At 62.2% G+C, this 16,773-nt stretch carries 12 protein-coding genes; 4 read left to right on the forward strand and 8 right to left on the reverse strand.

Annotation, left to right across the window (positions count from 1 at the left end; genetic code table 11):
• Positions 1-169: 169 nt before the first annotated feature.
• From FDW84_RS17030 to FDW84_RS17060, 7 genes are all read right to left on the reverse strand, one after another.
• Positions 170-1,369, reverse strand: coding sequence for an MFS transporter (locus FDW84_RS17030; protein ID WP_138610690.1), 1,200 nt, complete (start codon positions 1,367-1,369; stop codon positions 170-172).
• Positions 1,370-2,211: 842 nt separating this feature from the next.
• The gene (locus FDW84_RS17035) at positions 2,212-3,390 is read right to left on the reverse strand and encodes a Gfo/Idh/MocA family protein (protein ID WP_256371740.1); all 1,179 of its coding nucleotides are present in this window, start codon (positions 3,388-3,390) and stop codon (positions 2,212-2,214) included.
• Complete coding sequence (locus tag FDW84_RS17040) at positions 3,387-4,166, reverse strand: ThuA domain-containing protein (RefSeq protein ID WP_138610691.1); 780 nt, start codon at positions 4,164-4,166, stop codon at positions 3,387-3,389. The genes FDW84_RS17035 and FDW84_RS17040 overlap by 4 nt, the downstream gene beginning before the upstream one ends.
• 50 nt (positions 4,167-4,216) lie before the next feature.
• Positions 4,217-4,969, reverse strand: coding sequence for a carbohydrate ABC transporter permease (locus FDW84_RS17045; RefSeq protein WP_371419184.1), 753 nt, complete (start codon positions 4,967-4,969; stop codon positions 4,217-4,219).
• A gap of 121 nt (positions 4,970-5,090) precedes the next feature.
• A complete protein-coding gene (locus tag FDW84_RS17050; protein WP_171046824.1) occupies positions 5,091-6,110 on the reverse strand; it encodes a carbohydrate ABC transporter permease in 1,020 nt (339 codons plus the stop codon).
• 4 nt (positions 6,111-6,114) lie between these two features.
• A complete protein-coding gene (locus FDW84_RS17055) occupies positions 6,115-7,338 on the reverse strand; it encodes a sugar ABC transporter substrate-binding protein (protein WP_138610692.1) in 1,224 nt (407 codons plus the stop codon).
• 34 nt (positions 7,339-7,372) lie between these two features.
• Positions 7,373-8,578, reverse strand: a complete 1,206-nt coding sequence (locus tag FDW84_RS17060) for a Gfo/Idh/MocA family protein (protein WP_138610693.1) — start codon at positions 8,576-8,578, stop codon at positions 7,373-7,375.
• A gap of 231 nt (positions 8,579-8,809) precedes the next feature.
• On the opposite strand from FDW84_RS17060, the gene FDW84_RS17065 reads away from it, so the two are divergent.
• Positions 8,810-9,847, forward strand: coding sequence for a LacI family DNA-binding transcriptional regulator (locus FDW84_RS17065; protein ID WP_256371741.1), 1,038 nt, complete (start codon positions 8,810-8,812; stop codon positions 9,845-9,847).
• Between the two features lie 89 nt (positions 9,848-9,936).
• On the opposite strand, the gene FDW84_RS17070 is transcribed toward FDW84_RS17065, so the two are convergent.
• The gene (locus FDW84_RS17070) at positions 9,937-12,840 is read right to left on the reverse strand and encodes a beta-glucosidase family protein (RefSeq protein WP_138610695.1); all 2,904 of its coding nucleotides are present in this window, start codon (positions 12,838-12,840) and stop codon (positions 9,937-9,939) included.
• Positions 12,841-13,031: 191 nt separating this feature from the next.
• Here FDW84_RS17070 and FDW84_RS17075 point away from each other — a divergent pair, with 191 nt between their 5' ends.
• The 3 genes from FDW84_RS17075 to FDW84_RS17085 are packed head-to-tail and all read left to right on the forward strand — an operon-like array spanning position 13,032 to position 16,750.
• Complete coding sequence (locus FDW84_RS17075; RefSeq protein WP_138610696.1) at positions 13,032-14,729, forward strand: extracellular solute-binding protein; 1,698 nt, start codon at positions 13,032-13,034, stop codon at positions 14,727-14,729.
• Between the two features lie 12 nt (positions 14,730-14,741).
• Positions 14,742-15,800 carry an ABC transporter permease gene (locus tag FDW84_RS17080; RefSeq protein ID WP_240721570.1) on the forward strand — a complete coding sequence of 353 codons (1,059 nt, stop codon included), beginning with the start codon at positions 14,742-14,744 and terminating at the stop codon, positions 15,798-15,800.
• Positions 15,797-16,750 (forward strand): carbohydrate ABC transporter permease, encoded by a 954-nt coding sequence (locus tag FDW84_RS17085; RefSeq protein ID WP_138610697.1) that lies wholly within the window; start codon positions 15,797-15,799, stop codon positions 16,748-16,750. Before FDW84_RS17080 ends, FDW84_RS17085 begins: the two co-directional genes overlap by 4 nt.
• Positions 16,751-16,773: the final 23 nt, after the last annotated feature.

The following is a 16,773-nucleotide window of genomic DNA, read 5'->3' on the forward strand; positions in this document are numbered from 1 at the left end:
GGCACCTGCAGATTCAGTGTTTATCTAATGCGGTTTTGGGAGCCGGATATTCGGCGGTGCCCTGATGGCCCACCGGAAGCTGCCTTCTTACTGCGGGCACCAAGGGTTTGTCTATCGGAAAATCTTGGTCAGGAGCCCAGGCAGGGCGGAGAACAGAAGTGCTGCAAAATCAACCGATTTGACGGTCCCGCGCGGCCAGTACGGCCGTGACACACAGGACGAGCATGACCAGGGCGGTGACAGTGAGCGGCAGCGTCCAGTTGCCGCTGAGATCACGGAGGGCGCCGAAGGCCACAGGCCCGGCGGCGGCGATCGCGTAGCCCACGGATTGCGCCATGCCGGAGAGCGAGGCGGCCTGCTCGTGATTTCCGGTTCGGAGGCTGAAAAGCGACAGCGCGATCACAATAAGGCTCCCGCAGCCCAAGGCCCCTACAACCACCCACAGCAGGGTGAGTTGCGGGACAAAAGCCAGGCCCGCGTACGCGCAGAACGCGAGGATGCTGCTGCCAAGGGCGATAGGGCGCTGGTTCGCAGTGTGATGCAGCACCGTTCCGGCGGTCAGGCTGGCCAGCACGCCAACCATAAGGAACACCGAGGTGTGCAGGCCGGACGTGGCAGCAGGGATCCCCTGTTCTCGCTCGATGCTGGGTAGCCAGGCGAGCATTACATAGAACGCCAGTGACTGCAGTCCCATAAAGAGCGTGACCTGCCACCCCAGGGCTGACTTCCACGGGGTACGGAGATCGCCATGCACGCGGCCTTTCCCCTGGGCGGCGGTGAAAGGCCGGGACCTGAGCTTCGGGAACAGGATGGCCAGCGCGATAAGCGCCAGTCCCGCCCAGACGCCCAGCGCCAGCCGCCAGCCGTATGTGCTGGAGTTGGTAATGGGAACGACAACGGCGGCACCGGACGCGGCAACGGCACCTGCGAAAGCAGTGTAAATTCCTGTTATCTGACTGACATGCCCAGGAAGGTCCCTCTTGACCAGCGAGGGCAACAGGACGTTCAGGAAGGCAATGCCGGTTCCAATCAGCACGGTACCCGTCCAGACGGTGGCTTCCACCGGGACAGACCGCCCGATAATTCCTGCCGCGAGCAGCAACAAGGCTGCTCCCAGTGCCCTGTCCAAGCCCAACCCGCGAGCCAGAGATGGGGCGACGGGGGAAAAGACGGCAAAAGAGATAAGCGGCAACCCGGTCAGCAGGCCTGCGGAGCTGCTGGACCAAGCGAATTCGTCACCAATATCGGAGAGCACCGGGCCGACGATGACGAAGGCTACCCGCAGGTTCACCGCGATTATCAGTATACCGAGGAAAACGGCGCCAACCCGTGCCTTGCCTACTGTTACTGCCCGTTCAGCCACCGGCACGCGCTCTGCTCCTGCTCCCGTTTTGTATCCGGTATGCGCCCGAACTTACAGCGCAAACTCCCATTCTGGCATGGCGCTGGCATGGAACTTCTGCTCTCTGCTCACGTAATGGATATTCGGTCAAGTGGCTATCGGGTAATGCCAAGAGGCAGAAAACGTAGGAGGGTTCCCTACACGCTGTACCCATCAAGGTTCTCGGAGGTCGTCCCGCCGTAGAGCAGCGCTGGACAGGGGGCCGGGGGAGCGCGGGCAACTTGCGGGTGCCGATCCGCCGTCCTCATCTGATACCCGAAATTCGACCCGACCGTCTGCGTCTGGCGTCAGAATAGCGCGAAATTCCGCTTTGTTGACGGTGGCTCATGATGTTCTCAGATCTCACCCTGACAGGCCGAAGAATTGGGTCTTATGGAAGTCGCTCGGCGAAGGGGCCTGCGATGTCACCTCTTGCGGTTCGTCGGGTGTAGGAGAACCAGACGGGGTTGAGCCTCACGAACCATCCCGAAAGGTACATCGGCATTGACGGCAATACTGAACTTTTGAGCCGAATGGCGTGTGACCAGGATCTCCCGCATTGCTGGTCTGACGCATCGCCGAGGAGCTCTGCGACCGCTTTGTCGAGCTGATCTTCGAGTTCAGACCGTTCGCTTATGTGGAGGATCAGAGGGCGGTACAAGGGGAAAGTTGTCATGGTGCTCCGTTTGCCGTGACCGTTCAGACGGTGGTGGGCGAAGTTGTTTGTTGCTCGTCGGAGAATGCCTTTTACAGCTGGGTGGGGGCCGAGGCCGGTTTTGGTTTGTGTCAGTCTCCCATTTAGGAAGATGGGCCCGGAATGGGCCGTGTCCCTATTCGGTACCAATCTCGGCCGGTTCTACTCTGAGGGGAGCGACAATGTCTTGCTCCCGGCCCGAGTCCCGTCCAACGCGCAAAAGCGGTGACTCCCAGGATTCCATGGCCATCCGTATGTCGGGGCGCTCTTGGGAACCAATGGCAATCTGATAGGCCTCTTCAATCACGTCCCTGATGAGTACTTTTTGCTGCACTGATGCCGACTTTACGGCTGCTTCAACCATGGCGAGGCTCAGTATGTTTGAGTGGACCTCACCTGAGGGGACCGCGCCGGTCCGTAGGGCGGTGACAAAGTCTTCGAGGGCCCCAGCAATCTCTTGGGCATGGTCCGCCCGTTGGACGTGCGGAGAACCGGAGAGGGTTTCCATCCTCGGCGTCCCTTCCCCGTCCCAGGCAGCCGTGCCTGCTGCGCCATTCACCCTCCAGGTGCCGTTCCATGAGGTTTCGAGGCCGTCAGCGCACCAGCTTCCGGTGTAGGTGTACCTGGTGCCTGCGCTCATTTGGAATACGGCCGTTGCTGCTGCGTTTCCGTCGTACCAGCTCCAGGAGGGGTTGAACTCCTCGCAGTACACGGACACGGGGTCCTGGTCCAGGAGGAAGCGTATGGCGTCGAATTGGTGGACTGCCATGTCCACGAGCAGAACGTGCTCCATTTCTTCGCGGAATCCGCCAAAATGAGGAGCTTTGAAGAACTCGGTAGTGACCAGGCCGATATCGCCCAGCTGACCGGTGGCCGCCTTGAGCTGCGTCAGGCCGTGAAAGTAGCGCCGTGATTGACTGATCATCAGCAGCTGCCCGCTGACCTCCGCAGCCGCAACCAAGGACAGACCTTCGGCCACTGTGGGAGCGACTGGTTTCTCGCACAGGACGGGCAGGCCGGCGAACATCGCCTCAATGTTAACTGGATGGTGGGCGGCGGGAACGGTGACGTTGATGACGGCCTGGGCGCCGGTAGCGCCGGCTACTTTGGTTACACTGGTGCCGAGCGCGACCCCGTGAAGTCCGAATTCGGCTACTGCCGCCTTGGCGCTGTCCAGGTTCAGGTCTACCAGGCCCACCAATTCCACGTCCGGGTTGGCTTGGAGGGTGCGGATCCAGGCTTTGCCCATGCCGCCTGCGCCTACTTGCACGACGCGGAGCGGTCCGGGACCGGTGATGGTTTCGAAGGTGATCAATTGTGCATCGCTCCTTGGTAGCCGTGGCCGTTGTGGAAGTCCTCGGTTTCGTATCGAAGGAGCACCGGGGCGGTGCGCTCTGGCCGGAGGGTTTTGGCCCAGGCCACTCCGTTGGCGATGACCCGGCGGACGTCCTTGTGGTGGTAGACGGGGTAGTCCTGGTCTCCGGGGCTGAAGAAGAAGATCTTGCCGAATCCGCGCTTGAAGGTGCAGCCGCTCCGGAAGGCCTCACCGCCGCTGAACGTGCTGATGAAGACCAGTTCGTCCGGCGCGGGGATATCGAAGAACTCGCCGTACATTTCCTGTTGGGGAATGATGAACGGGTGGGGGATCCCCTGGGAGATGGGGTGTGTGGGGTCGATGGTCCAGACGATTTCGCGGTCCTGCTCGGAGCGCCACCGCAGCGTGCAGGACGTGCCCATCAGCTTGCCGAAGATCTTGGACCAGTGTCCTGAATGGAGGACAAGGAGGCCCATCCCGGCCAGCACGTGCCGGTGGACGCGTTCGACGACGACGTCGCTGACCTCTGAGTGGGCGGCGTGTCCCCACCACACCAGAACGTCGGTGTCGGTCAGGACCTCCTCGGTGAGGCCGTGCTCGGGGTCATCGAGGGTGGCCGTACGCACCCGAGCTGCGCTGCCGAGGTTTTCTTCGATGCCTTCCCGGATGGTGTTGTGCATGCCGTCGGGGTAAATTTCCGCGACGTTCGGTTGGACCTGTTCGTGGCGGTTTTCGCCCCAGACGAGGACCTTCACTGGTTCACTGGATTCTGTCATTGGTTCTTCCTCAGGTTTCGTTTGGTTCGGTTCCGGGGTGGGAGCGGGGGCTATTTGACGGCGCCGCCGGTAGCGCCTGCCGCAATGTATTTCTGGGCCAGGATCAGCAGGGCGATGGCCGGCAGGGAGGACAGGACGGCGGTGGCCATCACGGCGCTCCAGTTGGAGACCTGGGTGCCGAGGTACTGGTAGATGCCGAGGGTCACAGGCCGCACTTCATCGGTGGTGGTGAGGGTAAGGGCGAAAAGGAAGTCGCTCCAGGAGAAGAGGAAAGCGAACAGCCCCGCGGTGATGAGGGAGTTCCTGCTGATCGGCAGCACGATGGACACGAAGGCCCGCACCAGCCCTGCACCGTCAACTCTCGCGGCTTCAACGATCGAGGTGGGTATGCCGATCATGAATGCCCGCATGATGAGGATGACGAACGGGATGGCGTGGGTGGCGTCAGCGAGGATGAGGCCCGGGATGCTGTTCAGCAGTCCAAGGTCGTTGTAGGCCGCGTACAGCGCGTTGGCGATCACTATTCCGGGAATCATCTGCGAGACCAGGATGACCAGCAGCGCGATGCTTACCCACCGGAACCGGAACTGTGCCAGGGCGTAGGCGGCCGGTGCGGCGACGGCAAGGCTGAACAGCACAGTCCCCAGGGACACTATCAAGCTGGTCAGCAGGTTGGGGCCCTGCTCTGAGATGGCCCGGGCATAGCCGTCAAAGCTTGGGTTCCAAGGGAAGAAGTCTGCGGTCAGGGTGTTGCCCGACGGTTGCAGGGATGCGTTCACCATCCAGTAGACCGGGAAGAGCATCACGGCGAGGAAGAGGATGCCCAATGCGGTGAAGCCGGCGGATCGGACGGTTGCCTGACGGGCACCACGGCTTACGGAGGCGGTTGAAACGGCGGTATCCATGGTGGTCACGGAATGCTCCTTAATCATCTACCGCGCGCCGGTTGGCGCGGAGGTAGATCACGGCGAAGACCAGCGAAATCAGGATCAAAATGTTGCTGAAAGCTGCGCCTACGCCGAACTCGAAGTTGATGAATGACTCCTGGTAGGACCGGATCGACAGGGTCTGAGTGGCGTTCGCTGGCCCGCCGTTGGTCAGACCCAGGATGATGTCCAGGACCTTGATGGTGTAGACGACGCCCAAAACCAGCACCACACTGACCACAGGTTGGAGGTTGGGCCAGGTGATGTGCCGGAAAGCCTTCCATCCGGTGGCCCCGTCCAGCGACGCAGCCTCGTACAGTTCGTCGGGAATGTCCTGGAGCCCGCCGTACATGATGGTGACGTTGAAGGGGATGCCCACCCAGATGTTCACCAGCACGACGGCGAGCAACGCCACTGTCGGGCTGGTCAGCCAGGGAATGGGCTGGGAAATGATTCCCAGCCCCGCCAGGAACTGGTTCAGGATGCCGCTGTCCTGGTCCAGGATGGAACGCCACGTGGCACTTGAGACGATCAGCGGCAGCAGCCACGGCAGCAACAGCATGGAGCGCAGGAAGTTGTTCAACGGGAACCGGCGCTTGAAAAAGCATGCCAGGGCCAGGCCGATCACGAACTGTCCGGCGATGGATCCGATGGTGAACAGTGCCGTGTTGACCATGGCCGGACCGAACAGGTTGCTGTTGACGACAGCGACGTAGTTGGCGAGCCCTACCCAAGGCGCCTCGCCTGTGAAAAAGGTTTTGGTACCGTAATCCTGAAGGCTCATGGTGACGTTCTTGACCACCGGGTAGCCGAAGAACAAGAGCAGGTACAGTGCCGCCGGAGCCACGAAGAGCAGCCGGACCACGGCTTCCCGGGAGAACTTTCTGGCGCGTGGCGTCAGCTTGTTTGTTTCCGGTGCCGGCCCTCTCCGGGCCGCTGCAGGGACCGATTTGCCGGTTCGCGTCAGGGAAACATGCCCTCCCGCCGTCGTTCCCTGCATGTCTTGGGTGCGGTTCATTGCTTTAGCCCGCCGCTGCTTGCTTGAAGGCGTCAGCCGGGGACGCCTTGCCGGTCAGGGAGAGCTGGATTGCGTCGTAAATGACGGTGGCGGCTTTGGGCCAGTCTTCGCCCAGTTTGCCGGTGCGTGAACGTGCCGTGGCAACCTGTTTCGTGAACGATTCCATCTCCGGGACCCGCGAGACGTATTCGTCAGCCAAGGCGGTCCGGGTAGGAACGGTGTAGCGGGCTTCTGCGAGGGCAAGCTGGTTTTCATCGCTGCTGATGCACTCTACGAATTCGGCTGCCTTTGCCTGTTTGGCGTCATCGCCGGTGACGGGGACGGTCCAGACTTCCCCGCCCAGGGGTGCCACCGATTCCTGGCCGGCCTCTTTGACGGGGATCTGTACCGAGTCCCACTTGATCTCAGGGACCTTTTGAAGCGCGGGGATCTGCCACGGGCCGTTGACCATCATCGCTGCTTTTCCAGCAACAAACTGGTCCTTCACGTCAGCCTGGGACCAGTTGATGACTGATGCTGATGCTGATCCGCTGTTCACCAGCTCTTGCCAGAGGGCCAGGGCCTCCGCAACTTCTGGGCTGGTCAGATCGGTCTCGTCGCCGCCGTTGGACCACATGAAGGGCAGGAACTGCCAGCTGCCCTCATACGTGGCGATACCCGAGAAGGCTATGCCGTACTGGTCACCGCTGGTGAGCTGCGCGGCTGCGGCTTTCAGCTCGTCCCAGGTCTTGGGTGGCTGGACGCCGGCTGCTTCCAGCAGCTCCTTGTTGTAGTAGATGCCCAGCGTGTTGACGGTCGGTGCCAGCCCGTAGACCTCACCGTCGTAGGTGGCGGCTTCGAGGATGCCCTCGGCAAAGCCGGAAGTGTCTACATTGTATTGGCTGAGCGGGGACAGTCCGCCGGTGGCCGCGATCTCTTGGACGTCAGGATTGTCCAGCATCAGCACATCGGGCAGTGTTTTGGAGGATGCGCGCTGCAGCACTTTCTGAATGTGGTCCTTGCCGGGTACCGTCTCGCGATTGATGCTGACACCAAGCTCAGCCGCGCAACGGTCCAAGGCGGTCTGAACCAGCGATTTGTCCGGCTCGTTGTTGTAGTAATCAACGATGCTCAACGTGTTCACGTCCCCGCCGGCCTTTTCACCGCCGCCCCCGCCGCTGCATGCGGACAGGACCAGCGGGGCGATGGCCAATGCTGTGACGGTGGTGATCTTGTGGGACTTTTTCATGGATGGCTCCTTTGCCGTGCTTTGAGTTGTTGATTTAAGCGGTTGCTGGGACATGACCGACAGGCTGCCACTGCTGCCCGGCGGCGCTTGCTTCGACTGCGGCCAGGACCTGCTGGACCTGGAGACCGTCACGGAATGAAGGTGACGGGGTCTTGTCCTGTGCGATGCACCGGACAAAATCTGCAATCTGGTGGACGAAAGTATGGTCGTAACCAAGGCCGTGGCCTGCCGGCCACCATGCGCCGGCGTAGGGGTGCTCGGGCTCGGTGACGAGGATCCGGCGGAAGCCTTCTGAGGACGTTGGTTGGGTGTTGTCGTAAAACTCAAGTTCATTCAAGGCTTCAAAGTCGAAGGCGAATGATCCCTTCGACCCGTTGACCTCGATCCGCAGTGCGTTCTTTCGTCCACTGGCGAAGCGAGTGGCTTCGAAGGTAGCCAAAGCGCCTCTGTCTGTCCGTGCCAAAAAGATTGCAGCGTCATCGACGGTAACCTCCCCGCGTTCTGCCGTGCCGGCGCTATGGGCAGACGTGCCGCTGAGGCCCCCAGACGTCGAGGGCAGTGGCCGGGTCGGGACAAAGGTTTCTGTCAGGGCGCTGACGCCGGCGATTTTATGTCCGGTGAGGTGTTGGGCGAGATCGATGATGTGGGCACCGAGGTCACCCAGCGCACCTGTTCCGGCCTGCTCGCGGTCCAGGCGCCAGACGAGCGGGAAGTCCTCGTCAGTAATCCAGTCCTGCAGATAAGCCGCCCGAACGTGCCGGATGGTGCCGATGCTGCCGTTGTCCACCAGTTGCTTGGCGTAGGCCAGGGCTGGTGTGCGGCGATAGCTGAAACCGACCATCGACTTCACCCCACAAGTGGCAGCATTCTCGGCTGCCATGGTCATCTGCCTGGCCTCTTCCAGACTGTTGGCCAAGGGCTTCTCGCACAGGACATGCTTGCCTGCCTCCAAGGCAGCCAAAGCAATGGGGGAGTGCAGTTTGCCCGGGGTGCAGATATCGACAACGTCGACCTCGGGATCAGTCACTACCTTCCGCCAGTCCGTCTCTACCCGGTCCACCAGGAATTTCCGGGCGAATGAACCAGCTGCGTCAGCACTGCGTCCGCAAACCACGGCAAGCTCGGGGTCGACTCCCAGATCGAAGAACCGGGGTGCTGTCGCCCAGGCTTGGGCGTGAATTGATCCCATGAATGAATAGCCGACGAGGGCAACTTTCAGGGGGCGATGAAGCTGGGGCATCTTTGCCTGCTCTCTGTAACAACGATAGTAAAGCGCTTAACCGATGAGTTGCATCGGAGCTTCACGAGGTGGAAAGGGGCTTAGGCAAAAGTCTGCGGGGTCGGCGCAAGCCTTGTCAAGAAAAAATTTAAACGCTTTACTGGAAAGGTTCTTTGAGAACATCGGATGAAGCCTAGGCTCGCCCGCTATTGCGGCGGGCGCCCGGCCAAGGGAGGGACTTAAGTGGCGACGATGCAGGACGTTGCACAGCGAGCTAACGTGTCGATCGCAACGGTGTCCTTCACGGTGAACAACACCAAGCCTGTGTCAGCGGCGACGCGGGCCAAGGTTGAAGCGGCCATGCGGGAGCTGGGCTACCAGAGAAACGTCGTGGGGAGAGCGCTGGCGAGTAAACGGACGCGGATCATTGCGCTCCTCTTCCCGGCCCTTCAGCACACCTTTAGCGGCACGGTTGTCCAGTTCTTCACCAGCGCTGCCGCGACTGCGCGCGAACTCGGATACAACCTTGTGCTCTGGCCAATCAGTAACGAGGCAGGGCAGACAACTGAGCTGACCTCCAGCGGACTGGTCGACGGCGTAGTTCTCATGGAAGTGGAACTCGACGATCCCCGAGTACAGGAGCTATTGGAGTCCGGTACGCCCTTTTCGCTCATCGGACGTACCCGTGACCCTGCCGAGATGACATACGTTGATATCAACTTCGAAGACACCCTCGTCGAAGCAGTCCGGCACCTCACCTCCCTGGGCCACAGACGGATCACCCTTCTCGACGATGCAATTGGCAGCCGCAGCCTGGCCGCCTTCGGACCTGTGGGCCGTTCCCGCGCAAGCTACGAGGCAGAGATGGCCCGGCAGGGTCTGGAACCGTCATCTTTTACCTGTGATGCAACCCCCGCTGCCGGCAAAGCGGCGGCGGCGGAACTGCTCGGGGATTTTCCCGACACAACTGCTGTCATTATCCAGAACGAATTGGCCGCCACGGGCTTCGTGAGCGGCTTGAGGTCCGCAGGCCGCCGTATCCCCGACGACATCTCTGTTCTGTCAGTTGGATCCTCGGTAGAAATGGCTGCCATGGCCGATCCTGAACTGACTGTTATGTCCTCACCCGGTACAGAACTCGGACGGATGGGAGTGGAAGCGTTGATCGATCAGTTGGAGGGACGGGCCTCCAAACTGCGCCAGGAGCTTGTCATGTGCCGGATGGAAGGCGGAAAATCAACTGCCCCGCCATCACCCGTCCCCGGGCACGGGAATCACGGTGACGCCTGAATGCCCAGCTCCGCTCCGCTCGATCAGCAAACCTGGACGAGGCATCCATCCGGCTTCCGAACATCTCCGTGAGGACCTGTCCAAGCGTTCTATCGCAGCTGCACCGTACTGACGGTAACGGCTCCCTGCAACGTTAGCCGGAGGGTTTCCACCCCGCCTAAATACTCGGTCGCCCCAGTACCCCCCTCAAGTCTGACCCGCAGTTCGCCACTGAAACCCTTGGGCACAGACGCGCTGCCCACTGTCTTCCAGGTGTCCGCCGTCCTGGGCACCTGGACACTGATCTTGCCCCCCGCGTTGTCAGAAGGGGAACACACAACGACGCGGAGTTCGAAGTCCTCCGTCCCTCCGCTGACGCTCCAGCCGCGATAAATTGCCCAGGCAGGACGGGCGGCATCAGCGGGTGCAATGGCCGTGCCGTGTAAGCGAGTCTCCGGTACTAGTGCGAGGTTGCTGCAGGTGTCAAAGTTCACGGCGCGGAACCATTGGCCCGTCGGTCGCCACGCACCGCTGGTTCCGGGCACGTCAAGTGCCAGTGCCAGCGGGAGGTTCTCCGCAGAGGCGCCCGCCAGCAGCTGGTAGATACCGGGCTCCACCAGCATCCGTTCCTCCACCACGCTGTAGGTGGCCAGGCGGTCCAGGGGAACGGCGATGGTGGCTGTTGCGGTCCCTCCGGCCGGAATCGCCACCCGTTGATGGCCCACCAGGAGCCGGCGCGGGAATTCGAAGCGGTGGCCGGGGGCGGAGGCGTAGACCTGCACCAGCTCAAAGGCTGGGCGGGTTCCCTCGTTGCGCACTTCCACTGTCAGTTCGGCGACGTCTGCACCTGTGGTTCCCCCGCCCGGCATCTCGCGGAGGGCAATGGACTGGTACTTGACGTCGCTGTACGTCAGCCCGTGCCCGAGCGGGAACAGGGGCTCGGCGCGGCTGTACACATAAGTGGAGCGTGAGGTGATGATGTCGTAGTCCAGGATGTCCGGCAGGTCTGCATCCCGGGCAAACCAGGTCTGCGCCAGGCGTCCGCTCGGCTCAATGTCGCCACTGAGGACATCGGCCACGCCGCTGCCCAGTTCCTGCCCGCCATGGCTGGTCCAGACGATGGCGGGAGTGTCAGCCAGGGTGCCGAGGGCATAGGGGTAGGACGACACAATGAGGAGTATTGTCCGGGGGTTCGCCTCGCGGACGACACGGACAAGTTCCTGCTCAGCCAGCGGCAGTTCCAGTGTGCTGCGATCCAGCGTTTCCCGGCCGCCCAGGTGCGGATCATTGCCGACAACCACGACGGCGGTATGGGCTTCTGCGGCGGCTTTTCGGGCGGCTTCGTGTCCGGACTTGAGCGTCCGGAGCACAAACCGCTCAGCCGTCGCGGCGTCCAGAACCAGGGCGGCGCTGTTCGTTCCGGACTCGATGCGAAGCCACTTTCCGGTGCCTACGTGCTGCAGGGCGGCGGTGCCGTCAGCAGCGTAGTCAAGCCTGAAGGTCTCCTGCACCACCCAGCCACCCACACGGTTTGCCTCCGCACGGAGGTATCCGTCGCCCGGGTCCGTCACGAATTTGCCGGTCAGCATCGATTGGAGGGTTACCTCACCGGCGCCCCAGTCCTTCAAGGTAAACGATTCCGCCATGCCGGGTGCAGCCGCGGTGGCGGTAAGTACCGCTCCTGCCGCGCCGCCCAAATAGCCGCCCGTCCTGACGCTGCGCAGGGCCACCACGTCGACACCCTCTTCCGTAACAACATTGGCCCCCGCCGTCCCGCTGTAGCGGCGGCCGAGTCCATCGGCGATGCTGACGGCGTTCTGCAGGGTGCCGCTGTACCAGTCAGTGAGTACGCGCGCTCCCAGGCTTCCGATGACGGCGATCGTGCCGGGTGTTCCGCCCAGCGGCAGGAGGCCGGCGTCGGCATCGTTGCGCAGCAGCACCACCGACCTTGCTGCCGCTTCCCGTGCCAGCTGAACGTGCGCCGCCGCGCAGATTTCTTCTGCCCCGATCGAGGCATAGGGGTTGTTCGTAAATTCACCAGTCCTGGCCCTCAGGGTGAGGAGCCGCAGGACAGCCCGGTCGACGTCAGACTCGTTGATCAGCCCCTGCTCAAGCGCCTCGGTAAGGTAGGCGATGGACGGTGCCGGGTTGTCGCCGTCGTCCGTGAAGCTGTCCACTCCTGCCTGCAGCGCGGCGGCGTAGGCTGCCGGGCCGTCGTTGAAATATTTCTCGGCGCGGAAGAGCGAACCGGGAGCACCGGCATCGGACACGACGGCCAGAGCGTCTCCGTTCCGCCATTGCCGAAGTTGTGACTGCACCAGGTCGGAAACGTGGGCAGGCCTGCCGTTGACCAGGTTGTAGGACAGCATCACCGCCCCCGCTACCCCTGCTTCAATGGGGGAGCGGTAAGCGGGAAGCTCATACTCATGTAGCACCCGGGGGCTGAGGTTGCTGGAGGAGACGTTTCTGTCGAACTCGTTGTTGTAGCCGAGGAAGTGCTTGAGGGTGGGAACCGTCAGCCACGTGTGCGGGTCCTGGCCCTTCAGCCCCCGGCAATAGGCGCCGGCCAACTCCGCCGTCAGGTGAGGGTCCTCGGAAAATCCCTCTTCGTTTCGCCCCCACAACGGATGCCGTAGCGGATTCACTACCGGCGCCCACACGTTCAGGCCCACCGAGGAATCTTCTGCCTTCTTTCCGCGAAGCTCCCGGCCTGTAGCCTCGCCGAGCCGCTCGATCAGGTCAGCATCCCAGGTGGCGGCCATGCCCACCGGCTGGGGAAAGACGGTTGCCGGACCCAGCCACGCAACTCCATGAGCCGCCTCCGCCCCGGTGTGGAAGGACTCCAGCCCCAGCTCCGGAACAGCCGGCGCGTGCTGGTGCAGCATGGCCACCTTCTGCTCCAGGGACAAGGAGGCCAGGATGTCACCGGCAAGGACGTTTGCGGTGGAAAGCCTTCCGGCGTTGGGATTGAGGCCAGAATCGGGCGCGGATGTTTGAACTGTGGAGCGGGGCACGAAGATCCTATCGGTGTTGTATCGAACCGCTTACGTGGTCAGGTTGGCTTTCAGTCTGGCACTGAGTCTTGTGGTGCGCAACACGTTTTCTCTTGCAATGCTCCTGCAACATGCTCTACGCTGATGCCCAATCGAACCGATTCGACACATCGATCACATCGTCTTTCCATCTCACACAAAGGAGTGCGATTATGCTTGGTTCCCATGTTGATCCCACTAAGGGCCGTCTGCACAAATCATCCGCACGGTCGCTTAGTGAGGCATCGTCAGGCGTTAATCGCCGCTCTTTCCTCGGCATTCTCAGCGGGGCAGTATTCCTCGCAGCTGCGCCGGCTGCGCTGACGGCATGCTCCAGCGGCGGCGCACCGCAGGCAACGACCTCCGGAAGCCTGGCGGAAACGGTCGCCAAACTGGTACCTGCCTACAAGCCGCTGGAGCTGGTCAAACCTGATATCCCTTCGGTGAAGGGCTCCACCCCGGGCTTCACCAGCATTCCCTCCTCTCTGGTCAAGTCCGTGCCCACGCCCCCCGGAAGCGGCGGAACCTACACAGCCATGACCCCCGCCTGGTGGGCTGTCCCGCCGGCACTGCCGGAGAACAGCTACTACAAGGCAGTCAACGAAAAGTTGGGCGCCACCATCAACTTCCAGGCGAACGACGGCAACGCCTACGCGGACAAGGTCCAGACCGTCCTGGCTTCACCCAAGGATGTTCCGGACTGGATGGTCATTCCCGGGTGGAACCTGCCGCCCCGGTTCGGACAGGCGGCAGCCGGCGTTTTCCAAAACCTCTCCGAATTCATTGCCGGGGACAAGGTCAACAAGTATCCCAACCTCGCCAACATCCCGACGGCGGCCTGGAAGATGGGCTGCTTCGAAGGCGGCCTCTACGGGCTGCCTTATCCGGGGGCCCTGATTTCCGACGCCATATTCTACCGGGCAGATCTCTTCGAGGAACTCGGTGTAAAGCCGCCCAAAAACGCCGATGAATACCGCAGCCTGGCCAAGGAACTCACGGATGAGTCCAAGAACCGTTGGGGGTCCGAAGATGTTTGGACCGGCGCGCAGATCATGCACGGCGTCGTCCCCAAGTGGAAGGAAGTGGACGGCAAGCTGCAGAACAAGGTTGAGACCGAGGAGTACCGGGCGGCCCTGGAGTGGACCGCCAAACTGTTCGCTGACGGCTCAGTCCACCCGGATGCCGTGGCCGGCAATTCCCAGCAGTCCAAGCAGCGATTCGAATCCGGCGCCTCGCTGATGGCCTCAGACGGGATGGGCTCCTGGCACGAAGCGCTGGCGCGGGTCCTTCCGTCCAACCCGAAGTTCAACATGCAGCCCATGGACTACTTTGCCCCCGACGGTGGCAAGCCCACCCTTTTCCGCGCACAACCGGCAGCGATCTTCAGCTTCATCAAGAAAGCTGAGCCCAAGAAGGTGGAGGAGATGCTGGCGCTGGCCAACTTCATGGCCGCCCCGTTCGGCACCGAGGAAAACCTCCTGATCAATAACGGCGTGGAAGGGGTGCACTTTACCCGCGATGCGCAGGGCGTCCCGAAGGCAACTGCCAAGGGCACCGAGGAGGTCACCAGCACCTACGCGTTCCTTGTCAGCCCGCCAATCGTGAACTCCATGGTCCAGTACCCGGGACTGGTTAAGTCCCAGTCCGAGTGGGAGGCACGGCAGGCACCCAACGTAGTGGAGGACGTTTTCTTCGGCATGCAGATCCAGGAGCCGGCCAAGTTCGGATCGCTTTCCAAACCGTTTGACGATCTGGCCAAGGACATCATCCGGGGACGCAAGAGCATGAAGGATCTCGACGCCGAGCTCGCCAGATGGAAGAGCAAGGGCGGCGACGAACTCCGGGACTTCTATGCCGGTTTCCTGGCCTAGGACATGGTACGGATGACTGCCGGAATACAGCGCAAGATGCCTCCGCTGGAGAACGGGGGCGAGCCGCCTGCCGAAGACCCCATGACAACAGGGACGCCACCCGAGCGTGGCAGTGCCATCAATGGTCGCCTAGGCAGGGGCGTGGAAGTCGTGCCGCGTGCAAAAGCCAACCTCAGAGTCCGGTTCAGGCGGGACCGGTCCCTGGTGTTGATGGCGCTCCCCGCCGTACTCCTGCTGGCCGTCTTCGCGTACCTTCCCATGCTGGGCAACGTGGTTGCGTTCCAGGATTACTCCCCGTACATCGGGATTCCTGGCAGCCCCTGGGTGGGAATGGACAACTTCACCCGGGTGCTGGCTGATCCCGACTTTTGGCTGGCCGTCAAGAACACCCTGGTGATCACGGCATTCCAGCTGGTGTTTTTCTTCCCGGTTCCCATCGCCCTGGCCATGCTGCTCAACTCCCTGGTCAGTCCGCGGCTGCGGTCAGCCATCCAGGCCGTGATGTACCTGCCGCACTTTTTCTCCTGGGTCCTGGTGGTCTCCGTTTTCCAGCAGATCTTCGGCGGTGCCGGGCTGCTGAACCAGTCACTGCGCGCCCACGGCTGGCAGGCCGTGGACATCATGACCAACCCGGATACCTTCCTGTTCCTACTCACCTCCCAGGCTGTATGGAAGGACGCAGGCTGGGGCATCATCGTGTTCCTCGCCGCCCTCAGCGCCATCGATCCCGCACAGTACGAAGCAGCAGCGGTGGACGGGGCCAACCGGTGGAAGCGGATGTGGCACGTGACCCTTCCCGGGCTCCGCAGCGTCATCGTGCTGCTGCTGATCCTGCGGCTGGGGGACTCCCTGACGGTCGGCTTCGAGCAGATGATCCTGCAGCGGGACGCCGTCGGGGCCGAAGCCTCAGAAGTCCTGGACACCTTCGTGTACTACACCGGCGTGCAGAACGGCGACTGGAGCTACGCTGCCGCCGCCGGCCTGATCAAGGGTCTGGTGAGCCTGGCCCTGATCCTGACTGCCAACAAAGTTGCCCACATCTTCGGTGAGAGCGGTGTCTACTCCAAATGAGCACACTAACCAACAAATTGCCCGTTGCTGCCGGCCCCGCCAGGCCCCCCCGGCAGCCGCGCACTAAAACGGAACGCCCCATTTGGGACGAAGAACCCGGAGCCGTGGTGAAGGCCGGCAAGATCGTGGTACTCGCCGTCGTCGTCCTTGCCGTTCTGGGGCCGCTCTATACGATCGTGCTGACCAGCATCTCCTCCCAGGCCACCATCACCCAGGCCGGCGGCCTGGTCCTGGTCCCGGGCGAGATCTCCTTCGCCGCGTACCAGCAGATCCTCAGCGGGGGCGTGGTCACCAAAGCGGTGCTGGTCAGCGTGGGCGTCACCGCCACGGGCACTGCCTTGAGCATGGTGGTGTCCATCCTCTGCGCCTATGGCTTGTCCCGGCCGGGATCCTTCGCCCACACGCCCATCCTGTTCACCCTGCTTATCACCATGTTCTTCAGCGCCGGCATTATCCCGGCGTACCTGCTGGTGTCCGGGCTGGGCCTGATCAACACCTATTGGGCGCTGATCCTGCCCAGCTGCATCTCGGTGTTCAACATCATCATCCTGCGCGGCTTCTTCATGGGCATCGACCGGGGGATCCTGGACAGCGCCAGAATAGATGGCGCCAGCGAGTGGCGCACGCTGACCCAGATCGTGCTGCCGATGTCCAAGGCCGTCACCGCCGTGATCGCGCTGTTTTATGGTGTGGGCTACTGGAACGCCTTCTTCAACGCCATCCTCTACATCAACGACAGCTCCATGAACCCGCTGCAAGTAGTGCTCCGGTCCTACGTGCTCCAGGGCGTCTCGGTTCCCGGCCAGGTGGATGTAGGAACCGGGGCGGCGGCCGGCCCGGCGCTTCAGATGGCCGTGATCGTGCTCGCCATGATCCCCATCCTGATCGTGTACCCCTTTGTGCAGAAGCACTTCACCAAGGGCGTGATGATCGGAGCAGTCAAGGGATGAGCCGCCTGGTTCCGGTCCCCCTG

This window comes from Pseudarthrobacter sp. NamE5 (assembly GCF_005796225.1).
GTDB lineage: Bacteria > Actinomycetota > Actinomycetes > Actinomycetales > Micrococcaceae > Arthrobacter.

Excerpts from the sequence above, each read along its gene's own strand:
- FDW84_RS17060 (WP_138610693.1), bottom strand. The coding sequence starts at position 8,578 with ATGCCCCAGCTTCATCGCCCCCTGAAAGTTGCCCTCGTCGGCTATTCA.
- FDW84_RS17080 (WP_240721570.1), top strand. The coding sequence starts at position 14,742 with ATGACTGCCGGAATACAGCGCAAGATGCCTCCGCTGGAGAACGGGGGC.
- FDW84_RS17065 (WP_256371741.1), top strand. The coding sequence starts at position 8,810 with ATGCAGGACGTTGCACAGCGAGCTAACGTGTCGATCGCAACGGTGTCC.
- FDW84_RS17045 (WP_371419184.1), bottom strand. The coding sequence starts at position 4,969 with ATGCTCTTCCCGGTCTACTGGATGGTGAACGCATCCCTGCAACCGTCG.
- FDW84_RS17085 (WP_138610697.1), top strand. The coding sequence starts at position 15,797 with ATGAGCACACTAACCAACAAATTGCCCGTTGCTGCCGGCCCCGCCAGG.
- FDW84_RS17040 (WP_138610691.1), bottom strand. The coding sequence starts at position 4,166 with ATGACAGAATCCAGTGAACCAGTGAAGGTCCTCGTCTGGGGCGAAAAC.
- FDW84_RS17075 (WP_138610696.1), top strand. The coding sequence starts at position 13,032 with ATGCTTGGTTCCCATGTTGATCCCACTAAGGGCCGTCTGCACAAATCA.
- FDW84_RS17055 (WP_138610692.1), bottom strand. The coding sequence starts at position 7,338 with ATGAAAAAGTCCCACAAGATCACCACCGTCACAGCATTGGCCATCGCC.
- FDW84_RS17050 (WP_171046824.1), bottom strand. The coding sequence starts at position 6,110 with ATGAACCGCACCCAAGACATGCAGGGAACGACGGCGGGAGGGCATGTT.